Source organism: Pseudomonas sp. MIS38 (assembly GCF_019891575.1).
Classification (GTDB): Bacteria; Pseudomonadota; Gammaproteobacteria; order Pseudomonadales; family Pseudomonadaceae; genus Aquipseudomonas; species Aquipseudomonas putida_A.
In genome coordinates, this window is record NZ_JAFLXF010000021.1 from 16,643 (window position 1) to 34,592 (window position 17,950).

At 59.9% G+C, this 17,950-nt stretch carries 17 protein-coding genes; 4 read left to right on the forward strand and 13 right to left on the reverse strand.

Annotated features, from left to right (window positions below; translation table 11 throughout):
- Positions 1-4: 4 nt before the first annotated feature.
- A complete protein-coding gene (locus tag J1G18_RS21395; RefSeq protein ID WP_064120575.1) occupies positions 5-586 on the reverse strand; it encodes a ComF family protein in 582 nt (193 codons plus the stop codon).
- A gap of 346 nt (positions 587-932) precedes the next feature.
- Between J1G18_RS21395 and J1G18_RS21400 the strand changes: the two genes are divergently transcribed.
- On the forward strand, positions 933-1,445 hold the full coding sequence (locus J1G18_RS21400; RefSeq protein WP_134785513.1) for a Bro-N domain-containing protein: 513 nt from the start codon (positions 933-935) through the stop codon (positions 1,443-1,445).
- A 49-nt stretch (positions 1,446-1,494) separates the two neighbouring features.
- Here the strand turns inward: J1G18_RS21400 and J1G18_RS21405 are convergent, their stop codons facing one another.
- On the reverse strand, positions 1,495-1,680 hold the full coding sequence (locus J1G18_RS21405) for a hypothetical protein (protein WP_223008416.1): 186 nt from the start codon (positions 1,678-1,680) through the stop codon (positions 1,495-1,497).
- A 392-nt stretch (positions 1,681-2,072) separates the two neighbouring features.
- Here J1G18_RS21405 and J1G18_RS21410 point away from each other — a divergent pair, with 392 nt between their 5' ends.
- Positions 2,073-3,701, forward strand: a complete 1,629-nt coding sequence (locus tag J1G18_RS21410) for a glucan biosynthesis protein D (RefSeq protein ID WP_223008417.1) — start codon at positions 2,073-2,075, stop codon at positions 3,699-3,701.
- A 159-nt stretch (positions 3,702-3,860) separates the two neighbouring features.
- On the opposite strand, the gene J1G18_RS21415 is transcribed toward J1G18_RS21410, so the two are convergent.
- The 4 genes from J1G18_RS21415 to J1G18_RS21430 form a co-directional block, all read right to left on the reverse strand.
- Entirely contained in the window at positions 3,861-4,394 is a 534-nt protein-coding gene (locus tag J1G18_RS21415; protein WP_223008418.1) for a GNAT family N-acetyltransferase, read from the reverse strand.
- Between the two features lie 83 nt (positions 4,395-4,477).
- Entirely contained in the window at positions 4,478-5,584 is a 1,107-nt protein-coding gene (locus J1G18_RS21420; protein ID WP_134785512.1) for an NADH:flavin oxidoreductase/NADH oxidase, read from the reverse strand.
- A gap of 268 nt (positions 5,585-5,852) precedes the next feature.
- A complete protein-coding gene (recJ, locus tag J1G18_RS21425; RefSeq protein ID WP_223008419.1) occupies positions 5,853-7,562 on the reverse strand; it encodes a single-stranded-DNA-specific exonuclease RecJ in 1,710 nt (569 codons plus the stop codon).
- A 55-nt stretch (positions 7,563-7,617) separates the two neighbouring features.
- Entirely contained in the window at positions 7,618-8,160 is a 543-nt protein-coding gene (locus J1G18_RS21430; RefSeq protein WP_003222001.1) for a YaeQ family protein, read from the reverse strand.
- A 146-nt stretch (positions 8,161-8,306) separates the two neighbouring features.
- On the opposite strand from J1G18_RS21430, the gene J1G18_RS21435 reads away from it, so the two are divergent.
- On the forward strand, positions 8,307-9,506 hold the full coding sequence (locus J1G18_RS21435; protein WP_095138297.1) for a CaiB/BaiF CoA transferase family protein: 1,200 nt from the start codon (positions 8,307-8,309) through the stop codon (positions 9,504-9,506).
- On the forward strand, positions 9,433-10,413 hold the full coding sequence (locus J1G18_RS21440; RefSeq protein ID WP_223008420.1) for a TIGR02285 family protein: 981 nt from the start codon (positions 9,433-9,435) through the stop codon (positions 10,411-10,413). Before J1G18_RS21435 ends, J1G18_RS21440 begins: the two co-directional genes overlap by 74 nt.
- Positions 10,414-10,588: 175 nt before the next feature.
- Here the strand turns inward: J1G18_RS21440 and J1G18_RS21445 are convergent, their stop codons facing one another.
- The 7 genes from J1G18_RS21445 to xerD all read right to left on the reverse strand — a co-directional run bounded on the left by J1G18_RS21445 (position 10,589) and on the right by xerD (position 17,893).
- Positions 10,589-10,870, reverse strand: coding sequence for a DUF3509 domain-containing protein (locus J1G18_RS21445; RefSeq protein WP_027610974.1), 282 nt, complete (start codon positions 10,868-10,870; stop codon positions 10,589-10,591).
- A gap of 162 nt (positions 10,871-11,032) precedes the next feature.
- Positions 11,033-11,440, reverse strand: a complete 408-nt coding sequence (locus tag J1G18_RS21450) for a DNA-binding protein (protein WP_223008421.1) — start codon at positions 11,438-11,440, stop codon at positions 11,033-11,035.
- Between the two features lie 116 nt (positions 11,441-11,556).
- A complete protein-coding gene (locus J1G18_RS21455; RefSeq protein WP_103368453.1) occupies positions 11,557-12,921 on the reverse strand; it encodes a transporter substrate-binding domain-containing protein in 1,365 nt (454 codons plus the stop codon).
- A 119-nt stretch (positions 12,922-13,040) separates the two neighbouring features.
- On the reverse strand, positions 13,041-14,450 hold the full coding sequence (thrC, locus tag J1G18_RS21460) for a threonine synthase (RefSeq protein WP_027610971.1): 1,410 nt from the start codon (positions 14,448-14,450) through the stop codon (positions 13,041-13,043).
- A 66-nt stretch (positions 14,451-14,516) separates the two neighbouring features.
- A complete protein-coding gene (locus tag J1G18_RS21465; protein ID WP_007908972.1) occupies positions 14,517-15,821 on the reverse strand; it encodes a homoserine dehydrogenase in 1,305 nt (434 codons plus the stop codon).
- A 131-nt stretch (positions 15,822-15,952) separates the two neighbouring features.
- On the reverse strand, positions 15,953-16,684 hold the full coding sequence (dsbC, locus tag J1G18_RS21470) for a bifunctional protein-disulfide isomerase/oxidoreductase DsbC (protein ID WP_007967782.1): 732 nt from the start codon (positions 16,682-16,684) through the stop codon (positions 15,953-15,955).
- A 312-nt stretch (positions 16,685-16,996) separates the two neighbouring features.
- A complete protein-coding gene (gene xerD, locus J1G18_RS21475; RefSeq protein ID WP_003221987.1) occupies positions 16,997-17,893 on the reverse strand; it encodes a site-specific tyrosine recombinase XerD in 897 nt (298 codons plus the stop codon).
- Positions 17,894-17,950 lie beyond the last annotated feature (57 nt).

The following is a 17,950-nucleotide window of genomic DNA, read 5'->3' on the forward strand; positions in this document are numbered from 1 at the left end:
GAATTCACTTCCAAGTTAGCGCTGCGACATAAATTTTCCCTACTTTCGGATATTTACGCAGAACAGCGCAGGCCGCGTCCATCGACGCTCCGCTATCAAACAAATCATCTACAACCAAAACATTCCAGCATCCATCGGTGGTGATTTCATCATTGACAGTGAAACTGTCTCCAATCGCGGCAACCTTGTCGGCTTTGGAATGTAAATCCTTGAGCGACTTTCCCGTGGTCGCTTTTCGAAGCAAATCCGTGAAAACCGGCCGACCGATAATTCGTCCCAACGCCAGGGCAACTTCAGTCACCGGTTGTCGCTGACGAATATTTGAAGCGGGCATAGGCACTACAAACCCGACCTGGTTCAGTTTTGGGAACACATTTGTCGCTACTGCCTGGGCAAGTGGACTGACCTGAGTCCAATCCTTCTGGTATTTGAGCTGGTAGGTCGCCTCACCAATCTCAGTACGCTGATTATCGAAGCATGGGTGTCCGCGATCATCGTTGCCAAGAAAGGTACTACTTACCATGTGTTTGTCCAGCACCCAGCCCTGATCCCAAGGGCCGTTGATCTGCTTGAGAGATACCTTCATTGAATTCTCCTTTATTCGTCACAATCCTTTGAGCCCTGAAACGACGGGCCGGCATCTGCAACGATGCGCAAGATTCAAACAAATAACGGAAAAAACACTGGTGAGGGGCGGTCTCGCTGGCGCCAATGCAAAAACAGGCATTTCCTACAGATACGACCCTCAGCGATAAATCCTCTTTCCTACAGAAGGTATCGATAGAACCGACTTGGCGTCGTAGGTTGCTAGCCGATAGGCTTTCTCTCGGCGGCGAAATCAGCGGCCCGGTGTCGGAGCCGGAATAAATATCAAAACGGCGTGACCGCACTCATTTGAGTGGCGGCTCTATTCTCAATATTGGAGTCGAAAAATGCCTAACCACGTACAAATTCCTTCTGAAAGCTCCGCTTTCTTCACCCCCACCGCCTTCACCCGCCACAACCGCTTCCTCCACGCCTTCATGCAAGACCACGAAGCCTGGTTCTGCGTGCAAGATCTCGGTCGCTTGATGGGTTACCCCCTGAACGAACGCCTCACCCTGAAACTCGATCCCGACCAGCGTCGCCATGTCCTCCTGCGTCGGGACGGCGAAATCATCGATTGCGCGATGGTCAGCGAGTCCGGCCTGTTCGCCCTGCTCGTCCATCACTTCGTCCCGGAAAACCGACACCTGCGCCAATGGCTGAGCCATGAAGTCATCCCGATGCTGCGCGAAACTCAATCAAGCCCTGTGGAAAACCACCCGAGCTTGAGCTCAATGCATTGGGCAGGCGTTACCGTACCGCTGCTGCACTGGCAACAGCAGGCGTGGGTCAAATGGCGGGATGTGCCGGAGTTGATGCGCGGCCAGCGGCCGTATCCAGTCCTGGGAACGTGTAGCTGATCCAAATAAAAAAGGGCGGACCTTTCAGTCCGCCCCTTTTTATTTCCACTCAAAACCGCGAAACACTGCGCATCGCATCCACCAGATACCGCATCGCAATCCGGTCACTCTCCGACAACTCGCGATAACGCTCCACCAGCTTCAGCTCTTCAGGACTCAAACGACGCCTTCTACGGCCGCTGCCGAGGCAGGGGAAGATGCCGAGCATTTCGGCGATACCTTGTATTTTTGCCATGGACGACGTCCTTCAATACTTCAAAGAATTGCTAAACCACCACATCGCCCTGCCCCTTACAGCAGCGCCGTGTGCCCTACCGGTCAACACCGGTCATGCCCATAGAATAGAAATTAAATCGGCGCTGAAAAGCGGTTTTTAGAGTAATTAGTCGAAAAAAGCAGATATGCCGCATAAATCAGAACGCCCTGTCAGATTTTTAACCGACATGTCTTGTTTCATTGACACTCTGTCACTGTGAATCAACGAATTTTGCTCGGCGAGCGAACCGTTTAAGCTAGCCGGCATCTGTTAATAGTCCGTTGCGTTTGGCCGAAGGCTTGTCCGAACCGTTATTTCTGATCCAGCACGTGCCAGGAAAGGCGCGGGATTGCTCACGACAGGTTGTATTTATGCACCGCAGGAATTTGCTCAAAGCGTCGATGGCCATTGCGGCTTACACCGGTCTCTCGGCTTCCGGCCTGCTGGCCGCCCGTGCCTGGGCCGCCAATGGTGGCGCCGCCGATGGCGAGGCCCAGGCTTTCGACTTCGAAGCGCTCAAGCGCCAGGCCAAGCAACTGGCCGGCTCGGCTTATCAGGACAGCAAACAGGTGCTGCCGCCAACGCTGGCGACCATGACCCCGCAGAATTTCAACGCGATCCGCTACGACGGCGATCATTCGCTGTGGAAAGAGAACAAGGGTCAGCTGGACGTGCAGTTCTTCCACGTCGGCATGGGTTTCCGCCAGCCGGTGCGCATGTACAGCGTCGATCCGAAGACCCGCACCGCGCGCGAGGTGCATTTCCGCCCGACGCTGTTCAATTACGAGAACACCTCAGTCGACACCCAGCAGCTCAAGGGCGACTTGGGGTTTGCCGGTTTCAAGCTGTTCAAGGCGCCGGAGCTGGATCGCCATGACGTGGTGTCGTTCCTCGGCGCCAGTTATTTCCGCGCGGTGGATGCGACTGGCCAATATGGCCTCTCCGCTCGCGGCCTGGCCGTCGACACCTACGCGAAAAAGCGCGAAGAATTCCCGGACTTCACTAAATTCTGGTTCGAGACCCCGGATCAGAACGCCACGCGCTTCGTGGTCTACGCGCTGCTCGACTCGCCGAGCGCCACCGGTGCCTACCGCTTCGACATCGATTGCCAGGCCGAGCGCGTGGTGATGGAGATCGACGCCCACATCAACGCGCGTACCGCCATCGAACAACTGGGCATCGCGCCGATGACCAGCATGTTCAGCTGCGGCACCCACGAACGCCGTATGTGCGACACCATTCACCCGCAGATCCACGACTCCGATCGCCTGGCGATGTGGCGTGGCAATGGCGAGTGGATCTGCCGCCCGCTGAACAACCCGGCGACCCTGCAGTTCAACGCGTTCGCCGACACCGATCCGAAGGGCTTCGGACTGGTGCAGACCGACCACGAGTTCGCCAACTATCAGGACACCGTTGACTGGTACAGCAAACGCCCGAGCCTGTGGGTCGAGCCTACAACCGCGTGGGGCGAAGGCTCCATCGACCTGCTGGAAATTCCAACCACCGGCGAAACCCTCGACAACATCGTCGCGTTCTGGACGCCGAAGAAACCGGTGGCCGCTGGCGACTCGCTGAACTACGGCTACAAGCTCTACTGGAGCGCCCTGCCACCGGTCGGCACGCCGCTGGCGCGGGTGCATGCGACCCGGTCGGGCATGGGTGGTTTCGTCGAAGGCTGGGCACCAGGCGAGCATTACCCGCCGGTCTGGGCCCGTCGTTTTGCCGTGGACTTCACCGGTGGCGGTCTCGATCGCCTGCCGCAGGGCACCGGGATCGAACCGGTGGTCACCTGCTCCAACGGCAAAGTGCAGGACTTCAGCGTGCTGGTGCTCGATGACATCAAGGGTTACCGGATCCTGTTCGACTGGTACCCGACCAGCGACAGCGTCGACCCGGTGGAACTGCGCCTGTTCATCCGCACCAATGACCGCATACTGAGCGAGACCTGGCTGTACCAGTACTTCCCGCCGGCACTGGACAAGCGCAAGTATCCTTGATGATTTGAGGCGCCTGTAAGGGCCTCTTCGCGAGCAAGCCCGCTCCCACACTGGATCCCGGTCGATCACACAGTTTGCGACCGACACAAAACCAGGGTGGGAGCGGGCTTGCTCGCGAATGCGTCAGAACATTCAACATCGGATATTGAAGAAACTGCTTCAGGTCAGTGGGCAATACAGATGAATGTCTCTGGGTTCTTGATCAAACAACTCTGGATCCGCCTGATCAACCAACCGGCAACCCTGACGCTGATAAAACTCCACAGTGTTGCGCGATTCAGTCGCTGAAACATACAACGCCTGGGCACCGAATCGCCGCCCCTGCTCGCAGGCCAGCGCAAACAACTTCGCCCCCAGCCCTTGCCCGCGGTAATCACGGCTGATGTGCAGAAACTTCAACTGCCGCATGCTCAACCCCTGATTGTAAATAACCCGGTTATCCACAACCACCGCCGCAACCAGCGTCTGCCCATCGAAAATCCCGTAAAACCAACCACCGCGCCGCAAGCACTTTTCCAGCGCCAGCGCGTTTTCCTCAGCTTCGCCTTCCGGCCAGCCACGCATGTCGAAATGCACCGGATACAGAATCAGCTCACCTTTTTCCAGCCGATAACATTCCTCCACCAGCTCGCTGCGGTCGATCTGCGCCAGCAACGGCAAGTCGTGTTCGGTCAGTTCTCGCTCGATCAACATGCTCGACTTCCTTGGCAAATGGCAGGCAAGAAAAAACCCGCCGGTTCAATGGCGGGTTTTATAGACGTTGCGCCGGCTTGAAATCAATCGCGCAGGTCAGACTCGTGAATCGGCTGATCACGATGGGTCGCGCGCTGATACTGCGCCGGCCACACCGCTTTGCGCCCGCCCAGATCATCGTCGGCGTGCAGCGGCCAATAAGGGTCACGCAGCAGTTCGCGGGCGAGAAAGATGATGTCGGCCTGACAGGTGCGCAGAATGTGCTCGGCCTGCGCCGGCTCGGTAATCATGCCGACGGTGCCGGTGGCGATGCCTGACTCCTTGCGTACCCGTTCGGCGAAACGCGTCTGATAACCCGGCCCCACGGGAATCTCGGCGTTGGCGGCGGTACCACCGGAAGAGACGTCGATCAGATCCGCTCCCAGTGCCTTGAGGCGGCGCGCCAGCTCCACGGTTTCATCCGGGTTCCAGCCGTCTTCGACCCAGTCGGTGGCCGAAACCCGGACAAACACCGGCAACTCTTGTGGCCAGACCTCGCGCACGGCCTCGGTGACTTGCAACACCAGCCGAATACGGTTTTCGAACGAACCACCGTATTGATCGCGGCGCTGATTGCTCAATGGCGACAGAAACTGATGCAGCAGATAACCGTGGGCGGCATGCACCTCGACCACGCTGAAACCTGCGGTCAACGCACGTTTGGCCGCAGCGACGAAGGCCTGGATGACTTCGGCGATTTGCCCTTCATCCAGCTGCTTCGGTTGCGTGTGCTGCGGGTCGAAGGCAATCGGCGACGGCCCGACCGGGGTCCAGCCGCCATCCTCCGGCTTGACGCTGCCGTGTTTGCCGATCCATGGCCGATGGGTGCTGGCCTTGCGCCCGGCATGGGCCAGTTGAATGCCAGCAACCGCACCCTGAGCCGTGATGAAACGGGTGATGCGTTGCAGCGGTTCGATCTGTTCGTCGTTCCACAAACCGAGGTCTTCGGCGGTGATCCGCCCGTCGGCGGTGACCGCCGTGGCCTCGGTGAAAATCAGGCCGGCACCGCCCACTGCGCGGCTGCCCAGGTGCACCAGATGCCAGTCGTTGGCCAGACCGTCGACGCTGGAATACTGGCACATCGGCGACACGGCGATGCGGTTGGGCAGGGTCAGTTGGCGAAGGGTAAAGGGTTCGAGCAGCAGACTCATGGGGCACCTCTCAAATCAGTGGGCAGGCTCCAGGGTTCTGTTTGAAAAGTCGACGAGTGACAGGAAATGGTGCAGCACCCGCCCCCGCGGGCAAAAAATTCGACAAGACGTCACAAGGCCAATCAAGCAGTGCTTAGAGCCTAGTCGACAACCGGGGATGAGGGAGGGTTCAGAGTAATTCTGTGTGTGAAAGAACGCCTTCGCGAGCAAGCCCGCTCCCACAATGGCAACACTGTACCTGTGGGAGCGGGCTTGCTCGCGAATGGCATCAGCGTGGTTCGATGTGGGCGATCATCAGTTGCACCGTCTCGTTGCCCCGGAACTCGTTGACGTCGAGCTTGTAGGCCAGCTCGACCCACTGAATGGTCGGGTTCGGCCAGACATCACGGTCAATGCCGAAAGCGATGCCATCCAGCTTCACCGACCCGCACTCGCTCTTCAGCACCACTTTCAGGTGCCGCTCGCCGACCACCCGCTGCTCGACCAACTGGAACACGCCATGGAACAGCGGCTCCGGGAAGTGCTGGCCCCAAGGCCCGGCATGGCGCAGGGCGCGAGCCAGTTCCAGATGGAATTCCTCGACCGCCAGCGTGCCGTCCGAGAGCATGCGCCCGGTCAGGTCTTCTTCGCGAAGTTGCCGACGCACTTCAGCGTCAAAAGCCTCGGCGAACAGCGGAAAATTCTCTTGCGGCAAGGTCAGGCCGGCCGCCATCGCGTGGCCACCGTACTTGGCAATCAGGTTCGGATGCTGCGCCGCCACCACGCTCAGGGCATCGCGAATATGGAAACCCTGCACCGAACGCCCCGAGCCCTTGAGTAAACCGTCACCGGCATCGGCGAAGGCAATCGTCGGACGGAAATAACGTTCTTTCATCCGCGAAGCGAGAATGCCGATCACACCCTGGTGCCACTCGGGATCGAACAGGCACAGGCCGAACGGCATCGATTCCACCGGCAAGTCCTTGAGCTGGGCCAGCGCCTCGCGCTGCATGCCCTGCTCGATGGATTTGCGATCCTGATTCATGCCGTCCAGTTGCGCGGCCATTTCCCGCGCCAGATTGGCGTCGGCAGTGAGCAGGCATTCAATGCCGAGGCTCATGTCGTCCAGGCGCCCCGCCGCGTTCAGGCGCGGGCCGACGATAAATCCAAGGTCGGTGGAAGTGATTCGCGCGGCGTCACGCTTGGCCACTTCAAGAATCGCCTTGATCCCCGGACGGGCACGCCCGGCGCGAATCCGCTCGAGGCCCTGATGCACCAGAATCCGGTTGTTGGCGTCCAGCGGCACCACGTCGGCAACGCTGCCCAGCGCCACCAGATCCAGCAGTTCGCCGATGTTCGGCTGCGGCTTGCTCTCGTACCAGCCGAGACTGCGCAGGCGCGCGCGCAAGGCCATCAACACGTAGAAAATTACCCCGACCCCGGCCAGCGCCTTGCTCGGAAACTCACAGCCCGGCTGGTTCGGGTTGACCAGCGCATCGGCTTGCGGCAGTTCATCGCCGGGCAAGTGGTGGTCGGTGATCAACACCTTGAGCCCGGCCTTCTTCGCCGCCGCCACGCCCTCGACACTGGAGATGCCGTTGTCGACGGTGATCAGCAACTGCGGTTCGCGGGTCAGGGCGACTTCGACGATTTCCGGGGTCAGGCCATAGCCGTATTCGAAGCGGTTCGGCACCAGATAATCGACATGCGCCGCGCCCAGCAGACGCAAGCCGAGCACGCCGACCGTACTGGCCGTCGCGCCATCGGCGTCGAAGTCACCGACGATCAGAATCCGTTGACGCTGCTCCAGCGCCGTCACCAGCAGATCCACCGCCGCCTCGATGCCCTTGAGCTGCTGGAACGGAATCAGCCGCGCCAGACTTTTATCCAGCTCCGCCTCGGACTGCACACCCCGTGCCGCGTACAAACGGGTCAGCAAAGGTGGCAGGTCACCGAGAAACGGCAGCGTGGCAGGCAACGGTCGAGGATCAATACGCATGGGCTAACGGAAACTTCTCTTGAATACGTGGGATTAATCAGTAAGCGGCGCAGGATCAGCCGCGTTCACCGGCCAGCCATTCCAGCTGGACTTCGTGCTGACCACGGTCGTCAGTGACGAAGATCGTGCCTTCGCTGATCATCACGTCCCACTTGATGACGCGCGGCATGTCCTTGGCCAGGGTTTCCAGTACTTCCTGCGGCACGGCGGCGATGTTGACGTTTTTCAGGTTCTTCGCCACCGGCACCACTTTGCCTTCCCACACGCGCAGACTGCCATAGGCCAGCAGACTGGTGCGTTCGGTGCGACGCGAGCACCAGGTCAGGCGATCGGCGTCCGGCTGACCGACTTCGATCCAGTGCAGAACGCGGTCATCCAGGCTTTTTTCCCACAGCGCAGGTTCATCCACGTCCGACAGACCACGGCCAAACGACAGCAGTTCGTTGTACCAGAGGGCGTAGGCCAGCAGCCGCACGGTCATGCGCTCTTCGGTTTCCGAAGGGTGACGGGCGATGGTCTGCTTGACGCTCTCGTAGACGCTGCGGTCGAGGTCAGTGAGGTTCAGTTCGAATTTGTACGTGGTAGACGGCTGGGCCATGAACGGGCTTCTTGATACGAGGAAAGTCGGCAAGTCTAACCGATGCCGTAGGCAATCATCGAATTGATGGCGATCAACCTGCGGCGTCTGACAGCCGGCTATGTTAAAACGCTGTATCCGCTCAGCCTTGTCCTACAGGATTCAGTATGCCGTTCGCCAACAAACCGCTCAGCGGTGTGAAAGTCATTGAATTGGGTACGTTGATTGCCGGGCCGTTTGCCTCGCGCATTTGCGGCGAGTTCGGCGCCGAAGTGATCAAGATCGAATCGCCCGACGGCGGTGATCCGCTGCGCAAGTGGCGCAAATTGTATGAAGGCACCTCGCTGTGGTGGTTCGTCCAGGCGCGTAACAAGAAGTCGCTGACCCTGAACCTCAAGCACCCCGAGGGCCTGGCGATCCTGAAAAAACTGCTGGGCGAAGCCGACATCCTGATCGAAAACTTTCGCCCCGGCGTGCTGGAAAAACTCGGGCTGAGCTGGGAAACCCTGCACGCGCTGAATCCGAAACTGGTGATGGTGCGCCTCTCGGGTTTCGGTCAGACCGGGCCGATGAAGGATCAACCAGGCTTTGGCGCGGTCGGCGAATCCATGGGCGGTTTGCGCTACATCACCGGCTTCGAAGACCGGCCACCGGTGCGCACCGGGATTTCCATTGGCGATTCGATTGCCGCGTTGTGGGGCGTCATCGGCGCGCTGATGGCGCTGCGTCATCGCGAGGTCAACGGCGGTCTCGGCCAAGTGGTCGATGTCGCGTTGTACGAGGCTATTTTCGCCATGATGGAAAGCATGGTGCCGGAGTTCGACGTGTTCGGCTTCATCCGCGAGCGCACCGGCAACATCATGCCGGGCATCACGCCGTCATCGATCCACACCAGCGCCGACGGCAAGCATGTGCAGATCGGTGCCAATGGCGACGCAATCTTTAAGCGTTTCATGCTGATCATCGGCCGCGAGGATCTGGCCAACGACCCGACACTGGCGAGTAACGACGGGCGCGACAGTCGCCGCGACGAGTTGTATGGCGTGATCGACCGCTGGGTCAATTCGCTGCCGCTGCAAAGCGTGCTCGACCTGCTCAATCAGGCGGAAGTGCCGGCCAGCCGGATCTTCAGTGCCGAGGACATGTTCAGCGATCCGCAGTACCTCGCCCGGGAAATGTTCCTGCAGGCGAAGCTGCCGGACGGCAAGCCTTTCAAGATGCCGGGCATCGTGCCGAAACTCTCCGAGACACCGGGTACTTCCGAATGGGTCGGACCGCAACTCGGTGAACACAATGCGCAGGTACTGCACGATCTTGGCTACGACGAACAGCAGATCGCCCGGTTGCGCGCAGACGGAGCTATCTAAGCTGAAACATCGGCAGACATCGGACGCCAACCGCGCCCACCACTGGTGGACGTGGCGGCTGTTCGCCCTGTTGTTTCTGCTCGCCCTGCCCGCCTGGGCGCAAGCGAAACCCACGCTGGTCTGGTTGCTGCGCGACCTGCCGCCCCTGACCATCTTCGAAGGCCCGAAAAAGGGCCAGGGCGTCATCGATCAACTGATGCCGATGCTGATCGCCGGCATGCCGCAATACGAACACACGCTGATGCGGGTCAATCGCGCCCGCGGCATGCAGATGCTGCACGAGCCGTCCTTTACCTGCGATCCGTCGCTGATCTGGAGCAAGGAGCGCACGCAATGGATCACTTTCTCTATCCCGGCGTTTCGCGCTGTCAGTAATGGTCTGGTGGTGCGTCAGAAGGATCGCGACGTACTGGCGCCGTACCTGATCGACGGTGAAGTCGATCTGCCGGCATTTCTGGCCAATGGCGAGATCAAGGTCGGAGTCGTCGCGGAACGCAGTTACGGCGAGTATCTCGACAGTCTGCTCAAGCAGGCTCCCGGCGGTGCGTTGACGCAGCATTATGGCAACGACGCCCTGAGCAGCCTGCTGTCGATGCAGCGCCTGGGGCGTCTGCAAGTGGTGCTGGGTTACTGGCCGGAGATCCGCTATCAGGCGCAGCAGGCGCAAATTGCCGAAGACGAACTGGTGTTCTTTCCGATTCGCGGCACCGGCAAGTATCTGTCTGGCTTTGTCGGGTGTTCCGATACTCCTCAGGGCCGTCAGGCGATCAGTGAGATCAACCAACTGCTGCGTACCCTGCCCCACGAGCAACTGAACCAGTCGTATGCCGACTGGCTGGACCCCGAAATGCGCACGGATTATCTGCAACAGGCGCGGATTTTTTTCGAGCAACAGGCCACGCAGTAAAACCTGCGGGCAAAAAGAAACCCCGAGCAGTGGGGAGACAACTCGGGGTTAAACGCGGTCTGCTTAAAGACCCGTAGCAGCAAGCGACAAGCACCGGAGCACAATGCTTGATCCTGCTGTTATGGGGTCTGACTGACGGGGATGCAGGAAGGTTCCCACAAAAAATATTTCATCTTTACAGGGCCGCACGCTTATCCAGCGCCGCATTGCGCAAGGCCGCAATCACACAGGGCTCCAGCCGCCCTTCGGCGATCAGGACGTCACGGTGCAAACCGTCAACCACATCTGTCAGCAGGCGTTTGTCGCTCAACTGCGCCTGATTGAATTCGCGCTCCACCACGAGGGCGCCGTTGCTGTTCTTCAGCGTCACCAGGCATTCGCCATGGGCGCCACACGGAGTCAACGTCACCTGATACGGGCTCAGAGCCTCACCGAGCAATAGACTGATACTTTCCATCTCGATCTCCACTCAATAGTCCGAAAACATTGTGCCTGGGGCGTGTTCACAATAAATGACCACCGGCCCGAGAAGAAAGTTCTGAATACCGCGCTGCTCCCGGAGCAGTTAGCGGTCTGTCAGAGCATGCACGGTGAAGATGACAGAAACATAACCATCGGCTCAAGCCCCCGCCGGATGGGCTGCCGCTTGCAGGTAGCTGTCCAGCAGCCCGCGCATCAGCACCGCCGAGACCGGCGTTTGCAAACGCCCCAGGAGTTTCAGCTCCTGCTGGTGCAGCAGGCTTTCGAGATCACTCAGCAGGCCGGGTGCCACACGCCCCAGCAGGATAAGCGCCCGCGCTTCCCGCCCGGTCACCAGATGACGGATCAGCGCCAGGCCCTCTCCGCCGCGCAGTTGCGGATCGCAAATCGCTATGTCGACCCGGGTGCGGCGCTCCAGCGAGCACTTTGCGGACGCCAGCGACGGCGCTGTCAGCACGTCGTAGATACCGACCGCATTGAGCATCTGGTGCAACGCCATCATTCGATAAGGATCGGGTTCGAGAATCAGTACTTTGAGCGAGCGCATGGACGACCTCTGAAACGGCAATCGCGGACTCGTCCGCAGTTGCTGCCCACTTTAGGGCAGCCTCCTTCAGTCCCCCATCGGAAAAGGAAGCGCGTGATATAGGAAATTTCCCTATATCAATGCGGATGTCCCGTCGTTGCCGCATCACGCCGGGTGATGTCCGTCCACCCGCCGAGCAGGCCTCGCAACTCCCCACTGGCACAGTAAAACGGCACCGTCCATTGATAGATGTCGCGATTACCCTGCTTGAATTGCAGGCGACGTCTGCTGAAGCGGGTTCGGCGGGTTCTCAGCTGAATCATGAACTCCTCATGCAGCATGCCGGCGGTGGCACGCGGCAGGGCATCGACGTCGATCAAGCGACACCCCTGCACCTGCTCAAAGCGGATCGACAACGCCTCTTCGTAGCTTTTGTTACAGAGGATCAGACGCCCTTCCAGGTCGCGAACGAACACCGGGTCAGGCATGGCGTCTATCAGCGCGCGCTGGAAGACCAATTGATCACCGAGCTGGCTTTGCACGTCTCGATGCTGTTTGATCAGCGCCGCCATTCGCCGATGCCATAACAGCGACAACCCACAAAAAGCCCCCACCACAAACACACCCCAGTAGCCCAAACGGGACCAGTGTTGCCAGCCCGCAGCAGCTGGTTTCGGCCCGATGCCGCCCAGCCAGTTCAGGCGAATGGCCCGCAGTTCGGAAGCCGGGAACGCTTCAAGTGCCTTGTTCAGGATGCTCAGCAATTGCGGCTGACCCTTGCGCACGGCCAGAAGATCCGCCTCCCATTTTCCCTCCAGCAATTCGCCAACCTTCAGCAAGCCTGAGGGATAGAGCTGCGCACCGATTTCGTTTTCGATGGTGGCATAGGCCTCACCGCTTTCGACCAGCGCCCGTGCCTCGGCATAGGTTTTCACCGAACGTAATTCGATGGACGGATAATCGCGTCGGATCACCCCCTCCAGCGCGTGCCGCCCCGGCAACACCAGCACCCGTTTGGCCAACTGCTCCAGCGATTGCACTCCAGGCTCGCCGGCGCGGCCGACAAATACCCAACCGGCACCGCCAAAGGCATGACTGAAATCCAGGCTCAACCGGCGCTCATCATTCATCGCCAGGGTCGTGCTCATGTCTGCGGCACCGGTTTCCAGGCGCTCGAGCATCTGCGCGGTGGAAAACGACTCCCGGTAAACGAATTGCAACCCGGTCATGGCACTGATGCGTTTGAGCACGTCGTTGTTCAAGCCGCTCCAATGACCATGCTCATCCAGAAACAGGTACAACGGGTACTGCTCCGCCGCCACGATCACCGTCGGGTTATCGCGAACCCATTGCCGCTCTGCTTCACTCAGCACAACGGTGCCGATGTTCAACTGCTCTTCATCATGCGCCAGATGCGCCGCAACGCCCACGCGCCAGCCAACCAACAGGCACAACAGAAAAACCCGCTTCAGGGCGTGTTTCCATCCTCTTTCAAACAGCATTGCCACTTCCTTCGTGATCGACTCACCCGTCCTTCATGGGCGAAAACCCGAGCAGTGTGGCAGCAGAAACAAAAAAGCCCGTCAGGAGACGGGCTTCAAAATGTGACAGCTTTTTCGGCTTACAGCGGCTTGCCGCGGTTGCCGTGCTGGCTGACAAAGGCCTGTACGGCTTTCAGCTCGTTTGGCAGAACGGTGCAGCGCTCGTTTCGCTCAAACAAATCAGAAAGATGTGCAGGCAGTTCGAGAGCTTTTCCTACACCCGCTTTCTCCACGGCATCCGGGAATTTCACCGGATGTGCGGTACCCAGGATCACCATCGGGATGTCCAGGCTGCGGCGACATTCGCGCGCGGCCTTGACGCCGATGGCGGTGTGCGGGTCCAGCACTTCGCCGCACTGCGCGTAGACTTCGGCGATGGTTTCGCAGGTTTGCGCGTCATCCACGGCCAGCGAGTCGAACAGCTTGCGGGCTTCGGTCCAGCGCTCTTGCTCGACGCTGAAACCACCGCCCTGCTTGAACGAATCCATCAGCCCGGCAATCGCCGCGCCGTTACGACCGTGCAGGTCGAACAGCAGGCGTTCGAAGTTAGACGAAACCATGATGTCCATCGACGGCGACAGCGTGGCGTGCAGGGTTTCCTTGACGTACTGGTTGCCGCTCATGAAGCGGTGCAGGATGTCATTGCGGTTGGTCGCGACGATCAACTGGTTGATCGGCAGGCCCATGTTGCGCGCCAGGTAACCGGCGAAGATGTCGCCGAAGTTGCCGGTCGGTACCGAGAACGCCACCGAACGCGCCGGGCCGCCCAGCTGCAGGGCTGCGTGGAAGTAGTAGACGATCTGGGCCATGATCCGCGCCCAGTTGATCGAATTCACCGCTACCAGGCGCGTGCCCTTGAGGAAGCTCTGGTCGGCGAAGCTGTTCTTGACCATTTCCTGGCAGTCATCGAAGTTGCCTTCGATGGCGATGTTGTGGATGTTCTCGCCGACAATCGTCGTCATCTGCCGACGCTGCACTTCGGACACACGGTTGTGCGGGTGCAGGATGAAGATGTCGACGTTTTCGCAGTGCTTGCAGCCTTCGATGGCGGCCGAACCGGTGTCACCCGAGGTGGCACCGACGATGACCACGCGCTCGCCGCGCTTTTCCAGCACGTAATCGAGCAGACGACCGAGCAGTTGCAAGGCGAAGTCCTTGAACGCCAGGGTCGGGCCGTGGAACAGCTCGAGCACCCATTCGTTGCCGTTGAGCTGACGCAGCGGCGCAACGGCGCTGTGCGAGAACACACCGTAGGTTTCTTCGAGGATCTTTTTGAAATCGGCGTCCGGGATGCTGCCGGTGACAAACGGGCGCATCACGCGGAAGGCCAGCTCGTGATACGGCAGGCCGGCCCAGGAGGCGATTTCTTCCTGGGTGAAACGTGGCAGGTTTTCCGGGACGTACAGACCGCCGTCAGTGGCCAGACCGGCCAGCAGGACGTCTTCGAAATTCAGGGCCGGTGCCTGGCCGCGGGTACTGATGTAACGCATGACTGACTCCAATGGAGAGTGTGCACAACAGTGGCCCCTTTCACGGGGCCACTGCAGGACAACGACTTAGTTCAGGTGCTCGACGCGGATCCGTACAACCGGACCATTCACGCCGGCCAGGGCTTCGAGGGCAGCGATCGCATCGTTGATACGCTGCTCGACCACGCGGTGGGTCAGCAGGATCATCGGTACCAGACCGTCGTGTTCCTCGACTTCCTTCTGCATGATCGACTCGATGTTGATGCCGCGCTCCGAGAGGATGCTCGCCACCTGAGCCAGTACGCCCGGATGGTCCTTGGCCTGGATGCGCAGGTAGTAGGCGCTTTCGCAGGCTTCGATCGGCAGGATCGGGTGCGCCGACAGCGAGTCCGGCTGGAAGGCCAGGTGCGGCACGCGGTTTTCCGGATCGGACGTCATGGCGCGAACCACGTCCACCAGGTCGGCGATCACCGACGAAGCGGTTGGCTCCATGCCAGCACCAGCGCCGTAGAACAGCGTCGAACCGGCGGCGTCACCGTTGACCATCACGGCGTTCATCACGCCGTTGACGTTGGCGATCAGGCGATCGGCCGGGATCAGCGTCGGGTGTACGCGCAGCTCGATACCGGCGGCGGTGCTGCGCGCCACACCGAGGTGCTTGATGCGGTAGCCCAGCGCTTCGGCGTAGTTCACGTCAGCGGTGGTCAGCTTGGTGATGCCTTCGGTGTAGGCCTTGTCGAATTGCAGCGGAATGCCGAACGCGATGGAAGCCAGAATCGTCAGTTTGTGCGCGGCGTCGATGCCTTCGACGTCGAAGGTCGGATCGGCTTCGGCGTAGCCCAGCGCTTGCGCTTCGGCCAGCACGTCTTCGAAGGTGCGACCCTTCTCGCGCATTTCGGTGAGGATGAAGTTACCGGTGCCGTTGATGATCCCGGCGACCCAGTTGATGCGGTTGGCGGACAGGCCTTCACGGATCGCCTTGATCACCGGAATGCCACCGGCCACGGCCGCTTCGAATGCCACGATCACGCCTTTCTCGCGTGCCTTGGCGAAAATTTCATTACCGTGAACGGCGATCAGTGCCTTGTTCGCGGTGACCACATGCTTGCCATTCTCGATGGCCTTGAGTACCAGCTCGCGGGCAACGGTGTAGCCGCCCATCAGCTCTATGACGATGTCGATCTCAGGGTTCGTGGCCACTTCGAAGACATCGTTGGTAATCGCAATACCGGTCGTCTGGAACTGAGGCTTTGGCGTGCGCATGGCAATTTGTGCCACTTCGATCCCACGCCCGGCACGACGAGCAATTTCCTCGGCGTTGCGCTGAAGTACGTTGAAGGTACCGCCACCGACGGTCCCTAACCCACAGATGCCTACTTTGACCGGATTCACTGTGAACTCCCCATGAAACGGCCGACGCAAGGTCGGCCGGAAAACAACCGCGTGTTCGCGGCTCTCTATTAATGGCCCGGCGATGTTGCTGCCGGACCATGATCGTCAACGGCGGACCGTGACGATGCGAATTACTTGGCGCCCAGCGCCAGTTTGGCGACTTGTGGCGCCGGCTGGTAGCCCGGAATGACTTGTCCGTCAGCCAAAACGATGGCCGGTGTGCCGTTCACGCCAATCGACTGACCCAAAGCGAACTGTTTGGAAACCGGGTTCGCGCACTTGGCGGCCTTGATTTCCTTGCCATCGACCATTTTGTCCATGGCGGCTTTCTTGTCGGTCGAGCACCACACGGCTTGCAACTGCTCGTCACCCGGCGAGCCGAGGCCCTGACGCGGGAACGCCACGTAGCGCACTTCGATGCCGCGCTTGTTCAGCTCAGGCACTTCGGCGTGCAGCTTGTGGCAGTACGGGCAGGTGGTGTCGGTGAACACGGTGATGTGCGATTTGGTCTCGCCCACGGCTGGGTAAACCACGGTTTCGGCCACTGGAATGGCATTGATCAGTTTGGAGATGCCCAGGCGTTCGGTCTTCTCGGTCAGGTTGACCGGTTTGCCGTCCTTGAGCTGGAACAGGTAGCCCTGAACGATGTACTGGCCGTCGGCGCTGGCGTACAGCACGCGGCTGCCCTTGAGCTTGACTTCATACATGCCCGGCAACGGGCTGGCGCTGATGCTTTCTACCGGAACCTCGAGTTCGAGTTTTTCCAGGCTTTGACGAATGGCTTTGTCGGCCGCGTCATCGGCGACGGCAAAGGTGCTGACCAACGCAATGGCTGCGGCGGCGAAAATCTGGGTCAGACGCATGAGAACTCCTGAAGGCGGACAAATGAAACGGTCAGAACGCCCGTGCCGGAACACCGGGTCATAACCGTCCATCGTGCAAACCGGCAAAGCCTACCACATAAGGCTCGCATGGCCGAATGCGCCTGACACAAGACACTCAAGGCTGACTGGCACACATTATTGTGGTGAGGGGATTTATCCCCGATGCAGGCGCTGCGGTCGTAAATGGATACTTTGGAATTTTATTGAACGCAAAGTTTTTGGGGCTGCTGCGCAGCCCGTCGGGGATGAATCCCCTCGCCACAGGTAATGACTCCAACATTGAAGGTTGCATCAGCCTCTTGGGTGGTGTTTGGCATGGAGGTCCTGCAAGCGCGCGCGGGCCACATGGGTGTAAATCTGCGTGGTCGACAGATCACTGTGCCCGAGCAACATTTGCACCACCCGCAGATCGGCGCCGTGGTTGAGCAGGTGCGTGGCGAACGCATGACGCAGGGTGTGCGGCGACAGCGATTTGCCGATCCCGGCGACCTTGGCCCAATGCTTGATGCGGTGCCAGAAGGTCTGGCGGGTCATCTGCTCGCCGCGCTGACTGGGGAACAGCACATCGCTGGGGCGCCCGCCGAGCAGCTCGCTGCGGCCATCGCGCATATAGCGCTCGATCCAGACAATCGCCTCCTCGCCCATCGGCACCAGGCGCTCCTTGCTGCCCTTGCCCATCACCCGCAGCACGCCCTGACGCAGGTTGACCTGCTCCAGCGTCAGGCTGACCAGTTCGGTCACGCGCAGACCACAGGCGTACAGCACCTCAAGCATGGCGCGGTCACGCTGGCCGATGGCTTCGCTCAGATCCGGCGCCTTGAGCAGCGCTTCGACGTCGGCTTCCGACAATGATTTGGGTAAAGGCCGACCGAGTTGCGGCATGTCGACGCGCAAGGTCGGATCGACCGTAATCAGCTTTTCTCGCAGCAGATAGCGATAAAAACCACGCACACCGGAAAGAAATCTGGCGGTGGAACGCGGCTTGTAGTTCTGCTCCAGGCGCCAGGACAGGTGATCGAGGATCAACTCACGACCGGCATTGATCAGCTCGAGGTTTTTCTCTTGCAGCCAGCCGTTGAACAGCGCCAGATCGCTGCGGTAGGCGCCACGGGTGTTGTCGGACAGGCCTTTTTCCAGCCACAGGGCGTCGAGGAATTGGTCAATCAGTGGATGGTCGATGGCAGGCATGGGCGCTCAAGGCACACAACCTCCGGGGCTGTGCGCAAATGTAGAGTGAACTGTAGG

Excerpts from the sequence above, each read along its gene's own strand:
- recJ (WP_223008419.1), bottom strand. The coding sequence starts at position 7,562 with ATGCGTATTGATCCTCGACCGTTGCCTGCCACGCTGCCGTTTCTCGGT.
- J1G18_RS21415 (WP_223008418.1), bottom strand. The coding sequence starts at position 4,394 with ATGTTGATCGAGCGAGAACTGACCGAACACGACTTGCCGTTGCTGGCG.
- J1G18_RS21450 (WP_223008421.1), bottom strand. The coding sequence starts at position 11,440 with ATGCGCTCGCTCAAAGTACTGATTCTCGAACCCGATCCTTATCGAATG.
- J1G18_RS21445 (WP_027610974.1), bottom strand. The coding sequence starts at position 10,870 with ATGGAAAGTATCAGTCTATTGCTCGGTGAGGCTCTGAGCCCGTATCAG.
- J1G18_RS21420 (WP_134785512.1), bottom strand. The coding sequence starts at position 5,584 with ATGAGTCTGCTGCTCGAACCCTTTACCCTTCGCCAACTGACCCTGCCC.
- J1G18_RS21455 (WP_103368453.1), bottom strand. The coding sequence starts at position 12,921 with ATGCTGTTTGAAAGAGGATGGAAACACGCCCTGAAGCGGGTTTTTCTG.
- J1G18_RS21440 (WP_223008420.1), top strand. The coding sequence starts at position 9,433 with ATGCGCAGGTACTGCACGATCTTGGCTACGACGAACAGCAGATCGCCC.
- J1G18_RS21430 (WP_003222001.1), bottom strand. The coding sequence starts at position 8,160 with ATGGCCCAGCCGTCTACCACGTACAAATTCGAACTGAACCTCACTGAC.
- thrC (WP_027610971.1), bottom strand. The coding sequence starts at position 14,450 with ATGCGTTACATCAGTACCCGCGGCCAGGCACCGGCCCTGAATTTCGAA.
- J1G18_RS21435 (WP_095138297.1), top strand. The coding sequence starts at position 8,307 with ATGCCGTTCGCCAACAAACCGCTCAGCGGTGTGAAAGTCATTGAATTG.
- J1G18_RS21410 (WP_223008417.1), top strand. The coding sequence starts at position 2,073 with ATGCACCGCAGGAATTTGCTCAAAGCGTCGATGGCCATTGCGGCTTAC.
- xerD (WP_003221987.1), bottom strand. The coding sequence starts at position 17,893 with ATGCCTGCCATCGACCATCCACTGATTGACCAATTCCTCGACGCCCTG.
- J1G18_RS21400 (WP_134785513.1), top strand. The coding sequence starts at position 933 with ATGCCTAACCACGTACAAATTCCTTCTGAAAGCTCCGCTTTCTTCACC.
- J1G18_RS21395 (WP_064120575.1), bottom strand. The coding sequence starts at position 586 with ATGAAGGTATCTCTCAAGCAGATCAACGGCCCTTGGGATCAGGGCTGG.
- J1G18_RS21405 (WP_223008416.1), bottom strand. The coding sequence starts at position 1,680 with ATGGCAAAAATACAAGGTATCGCCGAAATGCTCGGCATCTTCCCCTGC.
- dsbC (WP_007967782.1), bottom strand. The coding sequence starts at position 16,684 with ATGCGTCTGACCCAGATTTTCGCCGCCGCAGCCATTGCGTTGGTCAGC.